Source organism: Paenibacillus sp. cl123 (assembly GCF_900101595.1).
Classification (GTDB): domain Bacteria; phylum Bacillota; class Bacilli; order Paenibacillales; family NBRC-103111; genus Paenibacillus_G.
The window spans coordinates 44,087-62,414 of record NZ_FMYY01000009.1 but is presented as its reverse complement, the minus strand read 5'-3'; the positions used below and the strand labels follow the sequence as shown (position 1 = coordinate 62,414).

Below are 18,328 nucleotides of genomic sequence, written 5' to 3'. Positions count from 1 at the left end.
GGGACGGGATTTTTTGCGTTTATCGGAGATCAGGGCTCACTGGAAAGGAATGCCGCGGTGAGTTTGAACGAACTCTCGAATGGACACCGGAAGAAGAAACCGATGCTCAAGTTTGGAGGTGCTTCATCTTCATTTAAAGTTTGGTTTGAACCTGGAGCGTTGCGAATCCTTGTCCAGCATTAAAGTGTGGTTTTGGCAACTAAGTAATCAAGCTGTCTTTCGAGAAAATTCCTTATTATTATTTCTTGTTAGAAATCTACCTAGTTTTATTGTTGGTTCCTCAAAAATTTTATACATCACTCCCGATACAAGTAAAGAACTGCCAATAGTAGATAAACTAATTACCCACAAAGGAATCTTACCGTAGAAAACATGGATCAGACTAAATAAAATGACTTCATGCCAGAGATACATACTGTATGATGTTTTACCGAGAAACCTTATTGGGCTTGTCAGTAGAAAACGAGATAAGTTATTTGAAGACAATGACAATGCAATAAATAGGCAGGCACCAAAAGATATCGCCCAATCATCCATATAGGCGAAGTGTAATAGCTTTATTTCGCTCAAGAAACTATTATAAGTATACAGCACCATACCAAGTAGTAACAAAAGCATCCGTGAAAATTTGGACAATTTTCTTAAGAAAGATGTTATTTTCTCCCTATATTTAGCCAACAGTGCTCCAAGGATAAACATAGGCAGGTATTCCAATGAATTGAAAACATCAAAAACGCTTACATATAAATTTTTATGATGCCAGCTTAGATAATAAAAGAAATACCCAATTATGGATGAGGCTAATGCTATCGAGATATTTATGATCCAATTAAACCGTAAAACCACTAACATAATGAATGGAAAAACAATTGAAATTCTCATCTCGTGAATTAATGACCATATAGCGGGGATAAAAGAGTCGGTATTATAACTGCCTATAAACAGATAGTGGTTTAGTACCAACTCGGGAGTTATTTTAGAAGTCCAGGTTTTATTGAACCACACACTAAGACCGGGGAATCCCGTGCCGTTAGAAAGGGTTAGACATGCTATGATTCCAACTGTTATAGCAATCACGTAAGGAAGATAGATGCGGCAAAACCTTTTAATGAGATACGCTGCGTACGTCTGATCCGATCCTCTTAAGAAGGGAAGAGAAAGTACAAATCCACTTAAAATAAAGAAAAACAATACAGCTGAATGACCCTGCCAAAAAATATTAATAACGGGGTACTTTATAAGGGTAACTGTCCACATACTGATCGGAATAAGTATTAATAGATGATTGATCAGCACGGTTAATGCTGCCAAGCCCCTTAGTGAATCTAATTCTTCATAACGTTTCAAGGTCATTCCCCCATATTATTATATTTAGTTGCGCACATTGGTAAACCTTCTTATTAGTTTGTAGCTCTTTGTAGGTATTGTCGCGAGTGTTCCCTATCACTATATTGAATTTCCATCAATTGGGGTAGGACGATTATTAACTGGATTCTAAATTGTTAAAATAAAAACCTGCTGCTATTCCTACATAGCGCTTGACGCGGAGCGGGGTTGACTTTTATCGCGCGCGGGTGTACAACTGAGTTATCTGAATCCTCTGAATAAATTCATTGACGAGAACAAGTAAGCTAAACCCCTTGTCCCCCAGAGAGTTGGCCCTGCGCTGAAAGCCAACGTTCAAGGATTAGCCGAACATCCTCTCCGAGAAGGAAGGCTGAAGCGCTTGAAGTAAGCCGACCCGGGATCCCGCCGTTACAAGGGACGCGTATGATGGTACGCAGTACGAGTGTCGCAGCAGCCAAGCCGGTCATGGTGGTGCCGCGAAACAAGGGTGGTAGCGCGGGAGTCTAATCTCGTCCCTTAGGGGACGGGATTTTTTGTGTTTATCAGAGCTCAGGGCATCAGCAGAAAGGAAAGGGTGATTATTAGGATGAGAAAGGTCGATGTGAAGGAAAAAGCGCGAGACCGCGAGCGGCGGGTGCTGCAGCAATGGAAGGAGCATGATACGTTTCGCCGGTCCGTGGCGAGCCGGGAGGGACGCCCGAACTTCGTCTTCTACGAGGGTCCGCCGACAGCTAACGGCAAGCCGCATATCGGTCATGTGCTGGGGCGCGTCATCAAGGATTTCGTCGGGCGCTACAAGACGATGGCCGGCTACCGGGTCGTGCGCAAGGCGGGCTGGGATACGCATGGCCTGCCGGTAGAGCTGGGGGTGGAGAAGCAGCTCGGCATCTCGGGCAAGCAGGACATCGAGAAGTACGGCGTAGCGCCGTTCGTCGAGCAGTGCCGCAGCAGCGTGTTTGAATATGAGAAGCAGTGGCGCGAGCTGACGGAGGCGATCGGCTACTGGACGGATATGGACCATCCTTATGTCACCTTGGACAACGACTATATCGAAAGTGTGTGGCATATTTTGTCGACCATACACGGGAAGGGACTGCTGTACAAAGGCCACCGGGTCAGCCCGTATTGTCCGGACTGTCAGACGACGCTCAGCTCGCATGAAGTGGCGCAGGGCTACGAGGATGTGAAGGATTTGAGCGCCACGGTCAAGTTCAGGAGCAGGGCAAGCGGCGAATTTTTCCTGGCTTGGACGACCACGCCGTGGACGCTGCCGGCCAATGTGGCGCTCGCGGTGAACCGGGAGCTGGACTATGCCAGGGTCGAGCACCGGGGAGAGGTATATGTAGTGGCGCGAAGCCTGGTCGAGCAGGTGATGAAGCAGGACTATAAAATTTTGTCGGTGCATAAGGGGTCCGAGTTTGTCGGGATGGCTTACGACCCTCCATTTGGCTATTTGAACGTAAAGAAGGGGCATGTAGTCGTCGACGCGGAATATGTGAGCAGCTCGAGCGGAACTGGAATCGTCCATATCGCGCCGGCGCATGGGGAAGACGACTACCGCACCGCCCGCAGCCATGAGCTTGACTTTGTGAATGTCGTCGACGCGGCGGGCCGTTATACCGGCGTCGTCTCGGACTTCGCCGGACGGTTCGTGAAGGACTGCGACGTCGATATCGTGAAGGAGCTGTCTGCGCGAGGGCTGCTGTTCGCCAAGGAGCGCTACGAGCACAGCTATCCGTTCTGCTGGCGCTGCAAGTCCCCGCTGCTCTATTACGCGACGGAGAGCTGGTTTATCCGCACGACGGCGGTCAAGGATCAGCTGATCGCCAATAACAGCCGGGTCGCGTGGCATCCGGAGCATCTGCGCGAAGGCCGCTTCGGCAAGTTTCTGGAGGAGCTGGTCGATTGGAACATCAGCCGCAACCGGTATTGGGGAACGCCGCTCAACGTATGGGAGTGCGGCGAATGCGGGAGCGAGTACGCGCCGGGCAGCCGCCGGGAGCTGAAGGACCGGGCCCTGCGCCCGGTCGGAGACGATCTGGAGCTGCACAAGCCGTACGTGGATGAGGTGAAGCTGCGCTGCGCTTGCGGCGGCGAGATGGAGCGGACGCCGGAGGTGATCGACGTCTGGTTCGACAGCGGCTCGATGCCGTTCGCACAGTATCATTACCCGTTTGGCGATAAGCAATTGTTCCGGGAGCAGTATCCGGCGGATATGATCTGCGAGGGCATCGACCAGACCCGCGGCTGGTTTTTCAGCCTGCTGGCCGTCTCGACGCTGTACAACGGCGAGCTGCCGTACAAGGCGGTCATCTCGACCGGTCATATCCTGGATGAAGCCGGACAGAAGATGTCCAAAAGCAAGGGCAATGTGATCGATCCCTGGGAGATCATCGGCGACTACGGCAGCGACGCGTTCCGCTGGGCGCTGCTGTCCGGCAGTGCGCCCTGGAACAGCAAACGGTTCGCCAAGGGGATGGTGGCGGAGGCGAAGTCCAAGGTCGTCGATACGCTGCATAACGCTCACGCGTTTTATTCGCTGTACGCCGCCATTGACGGCTACCGCCCGGAGGAGCATCCGGACCGGCCTTCGGGGCAGGAGCTGGACCGGTGGATCGTTTCAAGGCTTAACAGTGTGCTGAAGCTCGCCCGCAAGGGGCTGGACGCGAATGACTTCCTTGGACCCGCTCGCCAGCTGGAGCTGTTCGTCGATGACCTCAGCAACTGGTACATCCGCCGCTCCCGCGACCGGTTCTGGGGCAGCGGGCTGACGGACGACAAGCTGGACGCCTATCGGACGCTGCGCACCGTGCTGCTGACCGTGGCCCGGGCGGTTGCTCCTTATATGCCTTTTATCGCGGAGGATCTGTGGGGCAATCTGGGCGGAGAGGGCAGCGTGCATCTGACCGATTACCCGGATGCCCGGGAAGCGGAGATTGACGAGCGGCTTGAAGCCGATATGGGGACAGCGCGGCAGATCGTCGAGCTGGCCCGTACGATCCGGGCCGAATCCGGGATCAAGACGCGGCAGCCGCTCTCCGAGCTCATCGTATCGCTTGATGAGGACTGGGAGCTTGGCAGGTTCGCAGATATTATCCGCGAGGAGCTCAATGTGAAGGCTCTGCGTTTGGAACGCAGCGACAGCAGCTTCGTGGACTACAGTCTGAAGCTGAATCTGAAGCTGGCCGGGAAGAAGTACGGCAAGCTGGTGGCGCCGGTGCAAGCCCTGCTTCGCGGGCTGTCTGCGGAGGAAGCGAGGCAGGCCGTCCGGCAAGGCGAGCTACGCCTGCAGGTGGAAGGCGAGACGCTTGCGCTGCCGCTCTCCGAGCTGCTCGTCGAGATGCAGGCGAAGGCCGGCTTCGCTTCCGCTTCGGCGGGAGGGATGACGGTAACGCTGAATACGGCGATCAGCCCTGAGCTGGAGCAAGAAGGCTTGGTGCGGGAGGTCATCCGGCTTGTGCAGGATTACCGCAAGAAGCTGCAGCTGCCGCTCGAGCAGCGCATCCGTCTCGTGCTGGACGTAGATGCCGGACTCAGAGAGGCGCTGGAGCGGTTCGACTCCGTGCTGCAGGAGCATCTGCTGCTGGAGAGCGTCAGGTATGCGCAGGAAGACGGGATGGAGGAGCTGCCGATGGGCGAGCGGCAGGTTCGGCTGCGGGTTGAGTAAGCGAGTCGGTAAGCTAAACCGGAAGCACGCGGTAGATTTTCTTGCGGTCATGCTGTGAAATGGGAATAACTAAATGAAGGGGTGCTAATCGATGGATGCAGAGACGGTCATGCGGGAGCTTGAGGCTCTTGGCAAGGAGCGACTCAAAAAAATGTATATGTCCAACGGGGCGCAAGAACCGCTTTTTGGCGTGGCGACAGGCGCCATGAAGCCTATGGCCAAGAAAATCAAACGAAATCAGCCGCTCGCCGACCAGCTTTATGCGACAGGGAACTACGACGCCATATACTTTGCCGGCATCATTGCCGATCCGATGGCGATGAGCGCTGCAGATTTTGATCGCTGGATGGATGGAGCTTATTTTTATATGCTATCCGATTATGTAGTTGCGGTAACCTTGGCGGAAGCCGATATCGCTCAGGAGGTTGCCGATACATGGATCGCAAGCGGCGAGGAGCTGCGCATGTCTGCGGGCTGGAGCTGCTATTGCTGGCTTTTGGGCAGCCGGCCGGACGTGGAATTTTCCGAAAGCAAAATGGCGGGTATGCTGGAAGCTGCGCAAAGTACGATCGGCGAAGCTCCCGAACGAACAAAATACGCGATGAATCATTTTATTTACACCGTAGCGGTATCTTATTTGCCGCTTCATGACAAGGCGGTCGAGACGGCAAAGGCGATAGGGCCGGTAGAAGTGAAACGGGATAAAAACAAAAGCAAATTCCTGTCCGCGTCCGAAAATATTCAAAAGGCGATCGAAAAAGAGCAGCTTGGATTCAAACGCAAATATGTAAGGTGTTAGTTGGTTCCACAGCAGGTACAGACCCCGTTAGCTGTCCTTGGGGACAGACGAAGCCCCCAAATTCGACCGTTAACGGGGTCTCTGTTCCCGTTATTTTTTGATACACGAAGATTCCGGCCGTAAGCGTCGCTGAGTCCCGTTAATCCATCCGCACCGGTAATCCCCCGCTTTACAAATAACCGCTGCCATCCCACCGGTAGAACGTAAGCAGCTCAGAGTCAATCTCAAGTCCGATGCCGCAGCCGTCAGGCACCGTGATGGAACCGTTGGCAGGCTGAACGGCGAATAAAGCCGTGAACGGATTATCCATCGCATCCCATTCCACGGGCTCAATGGCATCGGGTTCCATTTTGCTCCATGGCTCCAGACAGGCTTGCGCGAAAATGGCGTATAGACGCGTCAAGGCGCCGTCATAGGCGTGCGGCGTTACGCGAATGCCAAAGCTCCTGGCCAGCCGCAAGGTTTCCCGGTAAACGTCGATGCCCGTCAGATGAAGCGGATCGGGGGTGAGGAAATCGAGAGCATGCTGCGCCAGTAAAGGAATGAACTCGGCCGCCGCAGCCAAATTTTCGCCGCCGGCCAAGGGTACGAACAGCCGGCTTCTTAGCAAGGCGTATTCGGCAATATGCTTGACCGGCATCGGCTCTTCCAGCCATGACAGATTGGTCCATTCTTTGAACAACGGCCGCCACTGAAGGGCCGCGCTTAAGTCATAGCTTTGATTGGCATCCAGCGCCAATGAAACCTCTCCTTGCAGCAGCGCCTGCACTGAGGCGATGTGCTGCTGATCCTCGGCGATGGATTTGCCGCCGATTTTTACTTTTACACTCCTATATCCCTGACGGATGGCATGCTCGATCCCTTTCAAAGCATGCTCCTGCCAATCCGTCTCTTCCGAATAAGACTGAAACGATGCATAGACAGGCACTTTGTCGCGAAGCTTGCCGCCCCATAGCTGGCAGACCGATGCTCCGCATGTTTTGGCCATAATTTCGGTTAGCGCCATACTCACGGCGGCGGCGGCGCGCGCATGCCATTTTTTGATGGTCCGGACGATTTTCGTTCGGTCGGTAGCCGGCTTGCCGATCAAATGGGGAATGATTCGCTCATGAAAACCTTTGTGCAAAGTCGGCAGCCAATCGGTGCATTCGCCCCAGCCTTCGACACCGGCTTCGGTCGTTATGCGAATCAAGTAACAGGTCCGGTATGCTTTCATTCCATTGGCGTCGCCGTATGGCCTCGGCAGGCGATAGAAGAGCGGAAAGGTTTCGACTTTTTGAATGTTCACAAGATGATCTCCTCAACTATTCATAACGACGCCGCCCGTGGCATGAATGAATTGCCCCGAAATATACGAGGAGTCATCCGATGCCAGAAACACATACGCAGGGGCGATCTCGCAGGGCTGGCCTGCGCGCCCCATCGGATTTTTTTCGCCCCACTTCGCAACTTGAGCGGCAGGGAAGGAGGCAGGGATCAGAGGCGTCCATATGCTTCCGGGGACGACGCCGTTGACACGAATGCCCCTGCTGTGCAGCGATTTCGAGAGCGAACGGGTGAAAGCAACGATGGCTCCCTTGGTGGCTGAATAATCGATAAGCTGTTCGTTCCCCTCATAGGCGGTGAGGGAGGCGGCGTTGATGATACTGCTCCCTTGCTTCAAATGGGGAAGGGCAAACTTCGTTAAATAAAATACCGAGTAAAAGTTGGTCCGAAACGTTTTTTCCATTTGTTCGGATGTGATGCTCTCCAAGCTGGTCTGCACATGCTGCTCCGCCGCGTTATTCACGAGAATATCCAGCTTGCCGAATTGTGCCACGGTCTGGTCCACAATTTGCCGGCAAAAGGCTTCTTGGCCAAGATCCCCGGCTATGCAAAGGCATGTGCGTCCTCTTTGCTCGACCGCCTGTCTGGTTTCTTCCGCATCCGTATGCTCGTTCAAATACACAATGACGACATCTGCGCCTTCTTTGGCGAAGGCCACGGCTATGGCGCGCCCTTGGCCGCTGTCTCCTCCGGTTATAACGGCCACTTTATCCTTCAGCTTGCCGGCAGGCTTATAGTTCGGATCGTCGTAGATGGGACGCGGATTCATCAAAGATTCGATACCCGGCTGCGTATCCTGATGCTGAAGCGGATAAGGCGGTTTGGGCATGGCGACGGATGCGGGATGGTTTTCAGTTGCCGTTGTCATGGATGCATACTCCCTTCATGTTGGATTTGAAAATCCGGATGCGTGACTTTCGCTGCCGGGACATCGATCAGGTAAGGCTTGGTTGCTGATTTCGCTTCATCCAAGGCGATGCGAAGCTCGTCATTCGTTTCGGCTCGTTTGGCCGCCCATCCGGACGCTTCGGCAATTTGAACGAAATTCGGATTCGAGATGTCTGTTTCAAACGGACGGCGGTGCTTCATCGTCAATTTGTCTTGTTCCATCTGCAGAGCTCCATTATTGAACACGATGACGGTGACGGGAAGTCCGTAACGTGCGGCTGTGATCAAATCCGCCTGAACCATTCCTAATCCGCCGTCCCCCGTCACACAAACGACCTGCCGGTTCGGGTACGAGCATTTCGCGGCCATGGCGGCCGGCAAACCGAATCCCATCGTTCTCCAGCGCTCCGACAGCACCAGTTGCTGGGCTGTTCCCTTAAAATTTCTCAGGAACCATAGGGTGACATCTCCCTCATCCAGCGCAATGATGGCGTCGTTGTCCATCGTTTGTTCCATGACGCTGACGATGGATGCCGGGTGAAGCGGTGAAGCTGAAATCGCACGTTCGCGGCTGTTTTGATCATTCCAAGCCTGCTTGCACTGGTTCACAGCCTGCAGCCAATTGCGAGGAGGACAGTAGTTTTCCATGCAGTCTGTAAGCGTCCGAACGGTCTCCGCTATGCTGCCGACGATCCCGATCTGTGAGGGGACGGCCTTTCCGATCTCCGAAATTCTTTCTTCGATATGGATCACTTGCGCGTGCTCGGGGACATGACGGTCCGGCCACCAAGAGGTACCGACGGCCAGGACGACATCCGCCTGTTTGCATAAGTCGCTTGCCAAAGGATTGCCCCCTTCGCCCAGCCCGCCGAGCAGGTAAGGGGAGGAATCAGCTATGATCCCCTTCGCTCCGTAACCCATGATAATGCCGCATCCCCAGCGATCAGCCAAATGCCCGATTGCTTCGCCGGCTAATCTTGCCCGGTTACCGGCAAGAATGACGGGTCGCTGCGCGTTAAGCATTAAGCTTGCCGCCTGCCGGATTTCGCTCGGTTCAGCTGCTGGTTTTGCGATCCGAATCGCTTCGTGCGGTTTTGCCCCGCACGGAAGTGTCCATAGATCGGAGGGGATAGACAGGTGAACGGGCGCTGATTGCCCCACTGCCGTAAATAGAGCCTGTGCAACAGTATCAACGACAGCGTCGGGATGGACGACGATACGGCTGAACCCCGTAATCGCCTGAACGAGCTCCTGCTGATTGATATATTGCTTGTATGCCGTTCCTATCTTGCGGAGGGGCGCTTGTCCGGTAATAGCCAGCACAGGTACGCCATCTAAATATGCGTCTCCAAGGCCGGTCATCAGATTGGTCAGGCCAGGTCCCATTTGCGCGGCGCATACGGCGATCCGACCGGTTAATTTGGCTTCGGCGGACGCCATCATGGCAGCGACGGATTCATGTTTTACGCCGATCCACTCCAATTCATGCTGGCGGGAGAGACCTTCCATAAAGCCGAAAATAGCGTCCCCGATCACCCCATAAATGCGCTTGACGCCCCACAATCTCAACTGCTCGATCATTACATCCGCAACCGTTTGGGCTGCGGCTTCTTCCTGTAATTGAATGTCGCGGCTCACTTCCGTAAATAGGGTCATGTCTGACAGCTCCTTGCCTTTTTCTTAGTATGAGTGTGCGGCTTGTTCATTATGAACAGGTTTGGATGAATTTTCTGGAACTGGAGATGTTAACTTGAAGAGAGCTATGCCATAACGACACCTAAGAAATGAGGGAAAACGCATGTTTTGGGATGCTTGGCCCATAGCACGAATTTTGGTTTTGTTCGTCAGCCTGGCTTTCATGGTGATAGGGATTCAGGTGACGATGTTTCACTACCGGCAAAATTTTAACCACAAGGCCATGTGGGTGCCGGTTATTTTGGCGCCTATCTTCCTTATAGCCGGACTTGCCTTAACGGTTTATAACGCGAATTGGCTAAGCGCTTTGTTTCAGATTTTCATGTGGGTCGGGATTGTTTCCGGGGCGATCGGGTTTTATTTCCACTTCCGGGGGGTCGGCATCCGGGTTGGCGGATGGGCGCTGCGCAATTTCCTGATCGGACCGCCGGTTACGCTTCCGCTGATGTTCACGGCGCTCAGTGTGCTCGGTCTTATCGCGGTCTATTGGAGGAACCCGCTATGAGCGGGCAAACGCGGTACCCTTCCTTTAACGTCCTGGACGAAAAGGAGGAGTGGGATGACCATACGCGCAAAATCGTGACCTCGCGAATAGGTTCGGTCATAAAGTTTCAGTTTCTCACTAAACAGGAGGTCGATATTTTACGCAGCGTTTGCAGCCTGCTGGTCGACGACTCTTCGCCGGATGCCCTGGCGCTCGTTGTTTCCCATATCGATCACCAGTTATATTCATCTCCTGGCGAAGGACAGCGGAAGGCCGGCGTGCCCGCCGCATCGGAGTTGATTCGTCAAGGGCTGTCGGCGATCGATCAGGCGGCTCAACACAAGTACTCCTCGTCTTTCTCACAATTGGATGCGGCTGGGCAAAAGCAGCTGCTGCGGGATATCAGCGCGGGGAAAGCAGTGCCGGCGGAGGTATGGAACGGTATTCCCCAGAAGGAGTTGTTCGATAAACTGATGCGGTTCACGGTTGAATCGTATTGCTCGCATCCGCGGGTCTGGTCGGATATCGGGTATGCCGGACCGGCATATCCGCGCGGGTACGTGCGTGCACAGCTAGGACAATTGGATCCCTGGGAGGCGAAGGCGGAGCATGAAGCGTAACTATGCGAATGAGGAGGTCGATGTCATCATCGTCGGAGCGGGTGCGGCGGGAGGCGTCTTGGCCAAGGAATTAAGCGAAGCCGGGATGTCTGTCGTTGTGCTGGAGGCGGGTCCTCTGCGCGATCCGCAGAAGGATTTTGCCAGCGACGAGCTCTCCATGAAGAACCTCGGCTGGCAGGATACGCGAATTGTGGATGGCGGCGATCCCCTCACGATGGGGCATAACAATTCCGGCCGCGGCGTCGGCGGTGGAACCGTTCATTTTACAGGGGTATTTTTACGATTTCAAGATGTGGACTTCCAGGCGAAAACCATCGACGGAGTGGCGGAGGATTGGCCGATCAGCTATGAGGACCTGGAGCCGTATTACACTCGGACGGAAAAAGCTATTGCGGTATCCGGACCGAAGCATTTTCCCTGGGGGCACTTTAACGGTCCTTATCCGTATCCGGAGCGTGAGCCGCTTAGCCCGAACGCCTATTTATTCATGAACGGCTGCGAAAAGCGGGGGATCCGCTCGTCCGTTGCGCCGCTGGCCATCTTGTCTGCGCCATTTGAAGGCCGTCCGCCGTGCATCAACCGCGGCTTTTGCAATCAAGGCTGCATGCCGGACGCTAAGTTCAGCACGCTTATTTCGCATATCCCGAAAGCGATCAAGGCCGGGGCCGAGGTGCTGCCCGATTGCATGGTGACGCAGGTGCTGATGGGCAAGGACGGGTTGGCTAAAGGGGTGACATTTGTCCGAAACGGCAGCACGTATGAGCAAAAGGCGAAGCTGGTGATCCTCAGCGCATTCGTTGTGGAGACGCCAAGGCTGCTGCTCAATTCAGCCAATGCGCAGTTCCCGGACGGACTTGCAAACAGCAGCGGCATGGTCGGCAAATCCATCATGGTCCACAGCAGCAATGACGTATACGCCAGGTTCGATTACGAGATCCGCTTGTATAAAGGGACGCCGGTGCTCGCAACGACTTTGGATTATTATCGGACAGACCCGAATCGCGATTTTGTCCGCGGGTATACGCTTCATGCTCATGGCGCAAGACCGGTTGAATTCGCAAGCGGGATTTCCAAAGCGCAGGGCGGCCCGATATGGGGCGAGCGATTCAGGCAGGCGCTGCTGGGCTACAATCATTACGGAAGGATCACCATGGTTGGCGAAGTATTGCCGAATCCGAATAATCGTGTGACTTTGACGGATGAGAAGGACGAATATGGCCTGCCCCGGGCAAAGGTGACGTTCAGCTACGGGGAGAACGACCAAAAACTGATCAATCACGCGGTAGGTAAGATGAGTTCCATCCTGGAGGCGGAGGGAGGTAAAGTGGAATTCGTCGTACCGGATACGGCCCATATGATGGGAGGATGCCGGATGGGCAAAAATTCCGCCGATTCGGTCGTCAATTCTTATGGACAAAGCCATGACATTCCCAACCTGTTCATTTGCGACGCGAGTATATTCGTTACTTCCGGAGCGGGGAATCCGACCAACACCGTGATGTCGCTTGCGCTTCGCACGGCCGATTACATCAAAGAAAGCGTGAAGAAAAGAGAACTGCAGGCAAGCCGGGGATAACTGGCTTGCCTGCAGTTCTGAGGTACAACCTTATCCCGCTTTCCTGCCGTGCTCAAGCATCCATTGGTAGGCGAACTGATCCGCCTGCTCTTCGAACGGGACTTTCCGGTAATCGGGAGCATCGCGCACGATTCGTTGGCAATCGGCCAAGTAACGGTTGAGGTCTTTCATGGTTCCATGGTTCAGATAGCAGAAAGCATCTATAAGATGGGAAAATTCGTGGAACAGGATAAAGTAGGGGAGATCCCGCTTGCTTAGCTGATAGCGGTTCAAAATAATTTGTTCGTTCTCTGTCAAAAAACCGTCGTACGGGATTTGCACCATAATTTTAACCTTTTTCATCCCCCGCTCCACGATGGCTGTCCCCCCGTAAAAGGGCCCCCATGAAACGTGAAGCGAACAGCGGATGTGAGCAGGCAGCAACGGCGTCAGTTTATGCAGCTGCGTATCGAGCCGTTTGTTCCAGATCAGAAGTTTGGCTCGTCGCCTTCTGCAGCGGAGCAGGATTGTTTTCAATGCAATCACCCTATTAGACGATACAACGCCGGCGATGCTTATACAATATGAAAATGAAGGGGCCGCAGGCCGCGCGTTATTTACCGAATTTCTAGGCTTCTACGTAGACGCGATGGAACGGATGCTCAGCTTCGCATAGGCGTCCGGCGTTTGCCCGACCATCGCTTTGAAGTCCTTGATAAAATGCGCCTGGTCGTGGTAACCCAAATCCATGGACAGCCGCAGCAGGTCCTGGCGCAGCCCGGTATCCATGGCTTCGGCCGCATTCTGGATGCGGAGCAGCCGGATGACCCACTTGAGGCTGATTCCGACATATTGATCGAAGAGCCGCTGCAGGGCGCGCTTGTGAATCTGGAAATCATCGCAGATCATATCCACCTTGCTGATGCTCCGATCCTCTGTGATCCGTTCGATGATCTGTCCTGCGAGCTCGGCCTGCGCGTCAGGCTCCGGCAGCCTCGCCAGCAGGCAGCGCTCCATATATCGCACCATCTCGGCTTCCTCCGAAGCGCCCAGGATGGCTCCCTCCAGCTCGTCTCCTGAGGCGTCCACCACCTGGTCCACAGGCATAGGATTGCCTTGCAGGCCGGAGATCGGCTCCCGGATGAACGGATAGAACCCGCCCGGCTTGAACTTGACGCCGAACACGCATCCTTGCCCGCGCAGCACATAGGAATAAGTCGATGTGCCGGGAGCGTAACACGCTGTTTTGCCGCGCTCCACCACGAGATTCACGCAAGGATTCGGCACGACAAGCTGCGGATAAGCTTCCTGATCGGGCAGCTCCCAGCTGACGATCCAATAATGCTTGACGAACGAAGCCAGTACCTCTGCCGGCGCATGCCGGGTCAGCTGAAACCTCTTCGCTCCCTCAAGCGCATGCAGCATGCCCATATGGGGCTTGGGGATTTGCACGGTCAATTCACTCACTCCCGTCGATTCGGATGAAGGGTCAGGCTGTCGCGTTTATACAAGACTTGTCCGGCGGATTGCCATATCCTATATATTATCTCAACTATGGATAGGAGGGAATCCCTTGAAGCTGCAATATGAGTTTTATATAAACGCGACCCCCGAAGAAATATGGAACATTCTCGTCACCCCCGAAGGGACCCGTCAAATTTTCTACGGCTGCGAGCTTCGGTCGAGCTTCGAGCCGGGAGCGGACTTCGCCTATGTAGGGCCGGGAGCGGACGGCGACGAGACGGTCCACGTATACGGCAAATGGATCGAATTCGAGCCTTGCCGGAAGATGAGCTGTGTCGAGCATCCGGGCCCATCTTACCATGAGAATCATACCGAACTGGAGTCCCGGATGACCTTTACCCTGGAAACGGTAGGGAAGTGCACTAAGCTCACGCTTGTGAACGACGAGTTCAGCCCCGGTCATCCTTCGGTCCAGAGGGCCGCAGACAGCTGGTGGATGATGTTGAGTAATCTCAAGACATTGGCCGAGACGGGGAAAACGCTGGACTTTGGTTTTTAACCTAGTCCAGCTCCGATCCGCAGGCTCTTGGTCCAAACGTATGTACGACGAAAAGCCCTGTCGGATGGTCGACAGGGCTTTTCGCAGCGCGCCGGACCGGCTACAGCCGGATCAGCGCATCCTTATATTTCTCCAGGTCGGCCGCTTTGCACTCCAGCTCGAGCTTCGTTCCATTCTCCTCATAGCTGGTGGCATGCACAAGGGCATGCTCATTGAAGTAGGAAACCAGCCGTCCCTGATCGTAGGGGATGATGATCTCGCACTGCACATAGCCCTGGAAGATACGATCCCGGATCAGGCCGGTCAGCTCTTCGATGCCCTGACCAAGACGGGCTGAGAGATAAACGCGGTTCTCCTCGGTCTGCGGGAAGGCGTACTCCGTCAGATCGGCTTTGTTATAGGCATAGATCATGGGGATCTGATCGGCTCCGAGCTGCTTTAGCGTATCCTCGGTCACGGCGATTTGCTGCTCATACTCGGGATTGGACACATCGACCACATGAATGAGCAGATCGGCCTCGGCGACCTCCTCCAGCGTGGAGCGGAACGCCTTGACGAGATGATGGGGCAGCTGGCTGACGAAGCCCACCGTATCCGTAAGCAGGAATGACTTATGGTCGGGCAGCTCGATGCTGCGGACGGAGGTTTCCAGGGTGGCGAACAGCATATCCTTGGCCAGCACCTGCTTGCCCGAGCCGGGATGGAACGCTTCGATGACGGCGTTCATCAGGCTGGACTTGCCCGCGTTCGTATAGCCGACGAGACAGACGACGGGGATTTCATTTTTGTGCCGCTGCTTGCGCTGTGTTTGACGGCGGGCGACCAGCTTCTCCAGCTCGGTCTGCAGGATGGAAATGCGCTCCTCGATTCTCCGGCGGTCCAGCTCCAGCTTCGTTTCCCCGGAGCCGCGGTTCTTGAAGCCCGCTCCCCCGCCGCCGCCCTGACGGCCGAGCGAGGCGCGCAGACCGACCAGCCGCGGCAGCATGTACTGGAGCTGAGCAACCTCGACCTGCAGCTGGGCTTCTCTTGTTTGCGCGCGCTCGGCGAATATATCCAGGATCAGGATCGTCCGGTCGATGACCTTGCATGCCAGCGCGGCCTCCAGGTTGCGAATCTGGGAGGGGGACAGCTCGTCATTGCAGATGACGGTTGCTGCGTCGCTTTCTTCCAAAAGAGTTTTCAGCTCCTCGATCTTCCCGCTTCCGATATAGTGGGAAGGATTGATCCGCTCCAGCTTTTGGCTGAGCTCGCCTACGACTTCGACCTGGCAGGCTGCCGCCAGATTGCGCAGCTCCTCCATGGAATAGGCGAAATCGGTCTGATGCTGAAGCTGGATGCCGACGATAATGGCTTTCTGTTGCGGTTGTTCCATATATGAATCATCCTCTCATGTTTAGGTTTGGGGCGCAGCCCGATCAAAACAAAAAACGCACAGGCAGACTGCCTGTGCGTTCGCACATGTCGAGGGTCTCAGGGATTTCTTCCCGCCGGGAAAGGCCCGGGCCGGCTTATGGCGGGGTCCGTCATGGTCTGGCCGGATAGGGAAATAAGGGCGAGCGGATACGCGAACAGGCGCAGAGCCTGCTTGCACGATCCGTTCATCCGCCGAATCACCCTATGGATACACCGGTTCCTGATCTAAAGGCAAACGCGAAGCAGGTCAAGCACATCCGCCTCTTCGCGTAAGATGACAACTATAATGGGGTTACCTTTAAATGGACAGACCAATCCTGAGTCCTCTGTACACAGACAGAGACTTTGGCGCTATTCAATTAGCCGCGCAAAGAACGAACCCGGATAAAATCTACCACTTGTAACCCCTCCGTTTCCTAAAAGTACGTTCATCATAACACGAAGCCGCAGCAGTCTGCAACCTGGGGGCGGATGTGCGGGGATGAAGACTCAAGGCTCGCCGCGTTTCCTGCATGCGGATGGAAACAGGAAACAGCCCCCTCCGATTCGCCGATAGGCGGTCAGTGGCCGGCTGCTTCCGCCTGCATAAGTTACAGCAGAGGGTCCTGCTTCATAAAGCTTTTGGCCAGCTGCTCCGTGTGACGGTCGCGGTCAGGTTTCTTGTAATCCTCGAGCACGTCGATCAAATACTCTCCGCTGGCCTCGTCATAGGCCCGAAAGATGCATTGCTCCGGGTCCTGCAGCGTCACCTCATGGCCGCATTCCCTCAGACAGCGCTCGAAGTCCTGCAGGGTAGGCTGCTGGCCGTCCTCCAAGTAAACGAGACCTCGCAGCGTTTTGGTTTCATGCGGTCGAATTACTTTAAAATGAATGATATGCTCACGGCTCATCTCGAAGCTCCTTTCTCAACGGGGTTGCAACCTTCCTCCTATAGTCCGATAAAGAAATGTCGCTGTCAATGACAAATGGCACAGCGCTTCTCTTTCAGAGAGAAATCTGATCCGCAAGGCAACAGAAGGAAATAAGGAGCATGTAACTTGTCCTGCTTTCGAAGCGTCTAATTAGCGTAAGCTCATATGAGCGCGCCGTCCGGCGTGCTACATCCGAACCGGAGAGGAAGATGCAACATGTCTAGTATGCAACCTACACGCGCAAGCGAAAGCGGCGGATGGCAGGCGAACAAACCGTGGGAGCGGGGCCGCAAGGGGATGCTGACCCTTATGGCGGCTTTAACGATAACGGCAGCTCCGGCCGCCGGCGTGCTAGCCGTCAGTCCGGCTTACGCAGCCGCGGAAGCGGACCGTCTGAACGTAATGGACTCGCCAATGGTCATCGACGGCAAACCCGTGGCTGTGCCTGCGGCCAATGTGGACGGAGATACCTATATCGGGCTTCGGGCGCTGAATGAACAGCTCGGCCTGAAGACGGGATGGGATGCCGATACCCGCACAGTGACAGTCAGCGGACGCGGGCGCACGCTGAAGCTCGGTCTGGACAGCTTGAATGATTATACGATCAATGGCCAGCAGATTTACGGCTTGCCGGCTATGATACAGGATGGCTCCACCTACATGCCGCTGAGATTTCTGCTGGAGCAGATGGGGTACGGCATCTCCTACGATGCGCCGACCCGCACGGTGGGCATCGTGACGATCGAGGAAAATATGCTGTCTGTGGAGACGCGGACCATCTCGGAAGAGGGGAAGAAGAAGTCTCTGCTGGTCCACTATCCGCAGATCGTCGGATTCGGCGATCAGGTCGTGCAAGACAAGATCAATGCCTTCCTGAAAATGGAGGCCGAATCCCATGCGGCGGCCGGCCGTCTGACGCTCGCATCCGCAGCGGCGGACAACGAGGAGGCCGAGGCAAGCCATCCGGATATTACGATTCCTCCGGTCAGCTTTGAAGGCCGCTATACCGTTACGTATAACGAACAGGGCAAGCTAAGCCTGTATGTGGATTATTACAGCTATACGGGCGGGGCTCACGGCATGATCGCGCGCGTTCCCTATACATTCGATCTCACCACGGGAAGTCTGGTGACCTTGCAGGAAGCGGCCGAGGGAAATGCCAAGTACGTGGACATCATCAATGAAGCTGTCCACCGGCAGATCGAGGAAAGCGGGCTTCCTCTGCTGCATCCGTTCGAGACCATTGAGCCGAATAGGTCATATTTCCTGAAGCATGGGGCGCTTGTCGTTTATTTCAGCCAATACGAGTACACCGCATATGCCGAAGGTATGCCGCAGTTCGAGATCCCGATGCGGGCATTCCGCTAAGCTGCGCGTTTAGCTCGCATCCGTTTTCGACCTGACGGAAGATGAGGCGGCGGATGCTGTCTCTCCGCATATCGCAGCCCCTTCCTCCCCTATTGACGGGTGGAGGAAGGGGCTATTGGCGTTTCCGCGAACAGCCGTCCGCCTCTCTCGGCCTGCGTGAACAAATCCCGTCGGGCGGCATAGCCAGTTCAGTTAGAGCTCCGCATTATCCGCATGCTCCTCCGTCTGTGCC

The 18,328-nt window shown here is 54.9% G+C and carries 15 protein-coding genes and 1 other annotated feature; of the genes, 7 read left to right on the top strand and 8 right to left on the bottom strand.

Annotation, left to right across the window (positions count from 1 at the left end; translation table 11 throughout):
* Nucleotides 1-207: 207 nt before the first annotated feature.
* On the bottom strand, nt 208-1,347 hold the full coding sequence (locus BLR08_RS16280) for an acyltransferase family protein (RefSeq protein ID WP_176835539.1): 1,140 nt from the start codon (nt 1,345-1,347) through the stop codon (nt 208-210).
* A 257-nt stretch (nt 1,348-1,604) separates the two neighbouring features.
* Nucleotides 1,605-1,867, top strand: a binding site (T-box leader).
* A 66-nt stretch (nt 1,868-1,933) separates the two neighbouring features.
* Between BLR08_RS16280 and ileS the strand changes: the two genes are divergently transcribed.
* Together ileS and BLR08_RS16270 are read left to right on the top strand one after the other, a co-directional pair.
* The gene (ileS, locus tag BLR08_RS16275) at nt 1,934-5,014 is read left to right on the top strand and encodes an isoleucine--tRNA ligase (protein ID WP_072333005.1); all 3,081 of its coding nucleotides are present in this window, start codon (nt 1,934-1,936) and stop codon (nt 5,012-5,014) included.
* Nucleotides 5,015-5,105: 91 nt separating this feature from the next.
* Nucleotides 5,106-5,813: a DNA alkylation repair protein gene (locus tag BLR08_RS16270; RefSeq protein ID WP_072332815.1), complete on the top strand. Its 708-nt coding sequence runs from the start codon at nt 5,106-5,108 to the stop codon at nt 5,811-5,813.
* A gap of 169 nt (nt 5,814-5,982) precedes the next feature.
* Here the strand turns inward: BLR08_RS16270 and BLR08_RS16265 are convergent, their stop codons facing one another.
* From BLR08_RS16265 to BLR08_RS16255, 3 genes are read right to left on the bottom strand one after another with little or no spacing between them, the layout of a single operon-like run.
* Entirely contained in the window at nt 5,983-7,101 is a 1,119-nt protein-coding gene (locus BLR08_RS16265) for a mandelate racemase/muconate lactonizing enzyme family protein (protein WP_072332818.1), read from the bottom strand.
* A 12-nt stretch (nt 7,102-7,113) separates the two neighbouring features.
* Entirely contained in the window at nt 7,114-8,007 is an 894-nt protein-coding gene (locus BLR08_RS16260; RefSeq protein ID WP_256257699.1) for an SDR family oxidoreductase, read from the bottom strand.
* Entirely contained in the window at nt 8,004-9,683 is a 1,680-nt protein-coding gene (locus BLR08_RS16255; RefSeq protein WP_072332821.1) for a thiamine pyrophosphate-binding protein, read from the bottom strand. Before BLR08_RS16255 ends, BLR08_RS16260 begins: the two co-directional genes overlap by 4 nt.
* A 142-nt stretch (nt 9,684-9,825) precedes the next feature.
* Here BLR08_RS16255 and BLR08_RS16250 point away from each other — a divergent pair, with 142 nt between their 5' ends.
* From BLR08_RS16250 to BLR08_RS16240, 3 genes are read left to right on the top strand one after another with little or no spacing between them, the layout of a single operon-like run.
* Nucleotides 9,826-10,227, top strand: coding sequence for a hypothetical protein (locus BLR08_RS16250; protein WP_072332823.1), 402 nt, complete (start codon nt 9,826-9,828; stop codon nt 10,225-10,227).
* Complete coding sequence (locus BLR08_RS16245) at nt 10,224-10,826, top strand: gluconate 2-dehydrogenase subunit 3 family protein (RefSeq protein WP_072332827.1); 603 nt, start codon at nt 10,224-10,226, stop codon at nt 10,824-10,826. The genes BLR08_RS16250 and BLR08_RS16245 overlap by 4 nt, the downstream gene beginning before the upstream one ends.
* The gene (locus tag BLR08_RS16240; protein ID WP_072332830.1) at nt 10,816-12,402 is read left to right on the top strand and encodes a GMC family oxidoreductase; all 1,587 of its coding nucleotides are present in this window, start codon (nt 10,816-10,818) and stop codon (nt 12,400-12,402) included. The genes BLR08_RS16245 and BLR08_RS16240 overlap by 11 nt, the downstream gene beginning before the upstream one ends.
* A 30-nt stretch (nt 12,403-12,432) precedes the next feature.
* Here BLR08_RS16240 and BLR08_RS30705 read toward each other — a convergent pair whose 3' ends face one another.
* Both BLR08_RS30705 and BLR08_RS16230 read right to left on the bottom strand, forming a co-directional pair.
* Entirely contained in the window at nt 12,433-12,744 is a 312-nt protein-coding gene (locus BLR08_RS30705; protein WP_143014391.1) for a hypothetical protein, read from the bottom strand.
* A 273-nt stretch (nt 12,745-13,017) separates the two neighbouring features.
* Nucleotides 13,018-13,833 (bottom strand): helix-turn-helix transcriptional regulator, encoded by an 816-nt coding sequence (locus BLR08_RS16230; protein ID WP_256257703.1) that lies wholly within the window; start codon nt 13,831-13,833, stop codon nt 13,018-13,020.
* 121 nt (nt 13,834-13,954) lie between these two features.
* On the opposite strand from BLR08_RS16230, the gene BLR08_RS16225 reads away from it, so the two are divergent.
* Nucleotides 13,955-14,404 carry an SRPBCC family protein gene (locus BLR08_RS16225; protein ID WP_072332836.1) on the top strand — a complete coding sequence of 150 codons (450 nt, stop codon included), beginning with the start codon at nt 13,955-13,957 and terminating at the stop codon, nt 14,402-14,404.
* Between the two features lie 100 nt (nt 14,405-14,504).
* On the opposite strand, the gene hflX is transcribed toward BLR08_RS16225, so the two are convergent.
* Together hflX and BLR08_RS16215 are read right to left on the bottom strand one after the other, a co-directional pair.
* Complete coding sequence (hflX, locus tag BLR08_RS16220) at nt 14,505-15,776, bottom strand: GTPase HflX (RefSeq protein WP_072332839.1); 1,272 nt, start codon at nt 15,774-15,776, stop codon at nt 14,505-14,507.
* 631 nt (nt 15,777-16,407) lie between these two features.
* A complete protein-coding gene (locus tag BLR08_RS16215) occupies nt 16,408-16,707 on the bottom strand; it encodes a hypothetical protein (RefSeq protein WP_072332842.1) in 300 nt (99 codons plus the stop codon).
* A gap of 237 nt (nt 16,708-16,944) precedes the next feature.
* On the opposite strand from BLR08_RS16215, the gene BLR08_RS16210 reads away from it, so the two are divergent.
* Nucleotides 16,945-18,096, top strand: coding sequence for a stalk domain-containing protein (locus BLR08_RS16210; RefSeq protein ID WP_176835538.1), 1,152 nt, complete (start codon nt 16,945-16,947; stop codon nt 18,094-18,096).
* Nucleotides 18,097-18,328: the final 232 nt, after the last annotated feature.

Coding starts and splice junctions, on each gene's coding strand:
- ileS (WP_072333005.1), top strand. CDS start 1,934: ATGAGAAAGGTCGATGTGAAGGAAAAAGCGCGAGACCGCGAGCGGCGG.
- BLR08_RS16240 (WP_072332830.1), top strand. CDS start 10,816: ATGAAGCGTAACTATGCGAATGAGGAGGTCGATGTCATCATCGTCGGA.
- hflX (WP_072332839.1), bottom strand. CDS start 15,776: ATGGAACAACCGCAACAGAAAGCCATTATCGTCGGCATCCAGCTTCAG.
- BLR08_RS16210 (WP_176835538.1), top strand. CDS start 16,945: ATGTCTAGTATGCAACCTACACGCGCAAGCGAAAGCGGCGGATGGCAG.
- BLR08_RS16215 (WP_072332842.1), bottom strand. CDS start 16,707: ATGAGCCGTGAGCATATCATTCATTTTAAAGTAATTCGACCGCATGAA.
- BLR08_RS30705 (WP_143014391.1), bottom strand. CDS start 12,744: ATGAAAAAGGTTAAAATTATGGTGCAAATCCCGTACGACGGTTTTTTG.
- BLR08_RS16250 (WP_072332823.1), top strand. CDS start 9,826: ATGTTTTGGGATGCTTGGCCCATAGCACGAATTTTGGTTTTGTTCGTC.
- BLR08_RS16270 (WP_072332815.1), top strand. CDS start 5,106: ATGGATGCAGAGACGGTCATGCGGGAGCTTGAGGCTCTTGGCAAGGAG.
- BLR08_RS16260 (WP_256257699.1), bottom strand. CDS start 8,007: ATGACAACGGCAACTGAAAACCATCCCGCATCCGTCGCCATGCCCAAA.
- BLR08_RS16245 (WP_072332827.1), top strand. CDS start 10,224: ATGAGCGGGCAAACGCGGTACCCTTCCTTTAACGTCCTGGACGAAAAG.
- BLR08_RS16255 (WP_072332821.1), bottom strand. CDS start 9,683: ATGACCCTATTTACGGAAGTGAGCCGCGACATTCAATTACAGGAAGAA.